Raw genomic sequence first — 2,880 nt, 5'->3', positions numbered from 1 at the left:
CTCCTTTGGTGTTTTGGAATTTTGGTCGAGGACATTATACCAGAAAAAGGGAGGTCAATGCTCTTTTTATTTGCATTCTCCCATAAAATCAAGGTTTTTATTGAATTTTGGAACAAAAAAACAGGTAGTTTTTGACACTACCCCAAAAGAAAATGGAGGAAAAATATGAAAAAACGTATTGTAAGTGTGTTATTATGTCTTACCATGTCAGTAGCCATGCTTGCCGGATGTGGTGGAAAAAGCAGCACAGAAGAAACTCAGAAAAAACAGGAAACAACAGAAAATTCAGAATCTGGGGTAGCTGGCGTTGATGGCGTTTTCACGTATGCAATCGGTGGAGATACCGGTAATACTCTGAATCCGTTAACAGCGGATGACAGATTTGGTCTGATGACTTGTCATTTGTTATATTCACCGGCGTATTATATCAACGCTGACGGATCTGTAAATTATATACTGGCTGAAAGCATGGAAGCTTCTGAAGATGGACTTGTATACACAATGAAATTGAAGGAAGGTCTGAAATGGAGTGATGGCGAAGCGTTGACAGCAGATGATATTGTATATACATATGACAGTATCAACGCGCAGGGTCAAAATCTTTATGTCGATAACCAGCCGATTAAAGTGGAAAAGGTAGATGACACAACTGTTACATTTACATTGCCGTCAGTTTGTGCAAGTGCATTTGAACTTTTATCATCAGAAGTAAGTATTCTGCCAAAACATATTTTTGAAGGAAGAGGATCTTTCGATATCAATATGCTTGAAGAAGAAGTTGTGGGTTCAGGACCTTATAAATTGGAAGAATATGTAACAGGTCAGTACTTGAAATTTACGAAAAATCCAAATTATGGATGTGGAGAGGCAAATATTGATACAATTGTCTTTAAAATAATTGAAAAAGATGATACGGCTACTCTGGCACTTCAGAATGGAGAAGTGGATGCATGGATTGGAACACCGGATATGTTAGATCCATATAATGACAATCCGGCATTTAATATCACAAATTATAGCGAAGGTCGTGTTGCATACTTGAGATTAAATCCAAATACAGAGGCAATGAGCAATAAAGAATATCGTGAAGGTATTTTATATGCTCTGAATCGTGATGAGATTATGACAGCAGCATATACAGATCCTTCATTCTATAATCTTGGATATTCTTTCTTGCCGTACACAAGCGCTTACTATACAGATGATGTTGAAAAATGGGATCAGGATGTAGAAAAAGCAAAAGAATTAACAGCGAACGGATCGAAGGCAATTAAAATCTGTTATGTTGAAGAAGATAGTGTTCAGACTAACATGGCTCTTGCAATTCAGGCAGAATTAAAAGCAATTGGAATTACTGCTGAATTGACTGGTGTTAACTGGGCGGGCTATATGAGTACAGCTTATGATCCAGAGGATAAAGAACATGATATCTTCCTTGGTGGTTATGTAATGGGTGTTGATCCGGATATGTATTCTTCATTATTCATGACTACAAAGGATAATATGATTATGTACAACAGTGAAAAAGTGGATCAGTTATTTGTTGCAGGTAACGCTACTTTGGATGAAGCCGAACGTAAAGAGATTTATAATGAACTTCAAAGAGCAATTTCAGAAGAGGCAATTTTCTATCCATTTGGAACAAACTTAAGAACACTTGTGACAAATGCACGTGTTGGTGGTTTGGAAGAAGCTAAATTTGCACCGATTTACACATTTGGTGATTACTCTAAGTTAACACTGAAATAACATGATTATGTTAGGGCAGAGGGAGGTGGAGACACCTCCCTTTAATTCATGTGAGAGAAAGGAGTCATTAAATGTTAAAATATATCGTAAAACGTATTTTGCAGGCCGTTCCGCTTTTGATACTGGTAACTATGATTTGTTTTACATTGATCAATCTGGCGCCATATGATGCAGTCGATGCTTTAAGAACTGACAGCATGACTGAAGAAGAGCTTGAGGCAAAAAGAGAAGAATATGGACTTAACGATCCAATACCGGTTCAGTACGTGAAGTGGCTTGGAAAGATTGTGCAGGGGGAATTTGGAAATTCTCTTTTATCACATACAAGCATTAAATATGATCTCAAGATTCGTATACCAGGTACGATCAAATTAGTCCTTCCGTCCTATTTAACTGCATATTTTCTTGCCATTGTATTAGGATTGATAGCGGGAAGCAATAAAGGAAGATGGCCGGATAAGATTATTGACGGTTTTTGCTCGATTGGAATAGCGACACCTACATTCTGGATCGCGATGATCATGATGTATTTCCTTGGATATAAATTTAAAATCTTTCCATTAATGGGAATGCATACCATTGGGCTGGAAAACAGTATGATTGATTATCTTCAGCATTTTGCAATGCCTTATATGGTATTAACAATTGGATTTTTACCTGATTTGACACGTTATGTGAGAGGATCAACTATTTCTCAGCTTAAAGAAGATTATGTTATTGTACAGCAGTCGTTTGGAGCGAAGAAATCAGAAATTCTATTTAAACATGTAAGCAAAAATGTATTGATTCCGTTGATTACGAAGCTGGGTATGGCGTTACCGATGCTTGTAACCGGAGCTGTTATTACAGAGACTATTTTTTCGTGGCCGGGAATAGGTTCTTATTTTGTAAAAGCAATTTCAGCTATGGATTATCCGATTATTATGGCAGTTCTTGTCCTTTCCGGTACATTAGTTATTTTGGGAAATTTACTTTCAGATGTTCTCTACTGTATAACAGACCCGCGGATTAAATCTATGCGGTAGTGTCAAGTAATCTATGAAAAACTGGGCCGAAAAAAACAGGCTCAAACGAACCTTGAAAATTGCAAATATATAAGACGGAAGGCCCTCCGGGGGCTCAGGGCGCTGC

2 protein-coding genes are annotated in these 2,880 nt (G+C 37.5%); both read left to right on the top strand.

Annotated elements, in window-relative coordinates; genetic code table 11:
- Positions 1–165 precede the first annotated feature (165 nt).
- On the top strand, positions 166–1,749 hold the full coding sequence (locus ACTNA4_RS15885) for an ABC transporter substrate-binding protein (protein ID WP_441031108.1): 1,584 nt from the start codon (positions 166–168) through the stop codon (positions 1,747–1,749).
- A 71-nt stretch (positions 1,750–1,820) separates the two neighbouring features.
- Complete coding sequence (locus ACTNA4_RS15880; protein WP_441031105.1) at positions 1,821–2,774, top strand: ABC transporter permease; 954 nt, start codon at positions 1,821–1,823, stop codon at positions 2,772–2,774.
- Positions 2,775–2,880 lie beyond the last annotated feature (106 nt).

It is taken from the genome of Bariatricus sp. HCP28S3_A7, from assembly GCF_052066375.1.
Lineage (GTDB): Bacteria > Bacillota > Clostridia > Lachnospirales > Lachnospiraceae > Allocoprococcus.
Note: the sequence above shows the minus strand (reverse complement) of the source record. Positions and strands in the feature narration are given on the sequence as shown.

Bases quoted from the DNA above. Each gene is read 5' to 3' on its own strand.
- ACTNA4_RS15885 (WP_441031108.1), top strand. From the start codon at position 166: ATGAAAAAACGTATTGTAAGTGTGTTATTATGTCTTACCATGTCAGTA.
- ACTNA4_RS15880 (WP_441031105.1), top strand. From the start codon at position 1,821: ATGTTAAAATATATCGTAAAACGTATTTTGCAGGCCGTTCCGCTTTTG.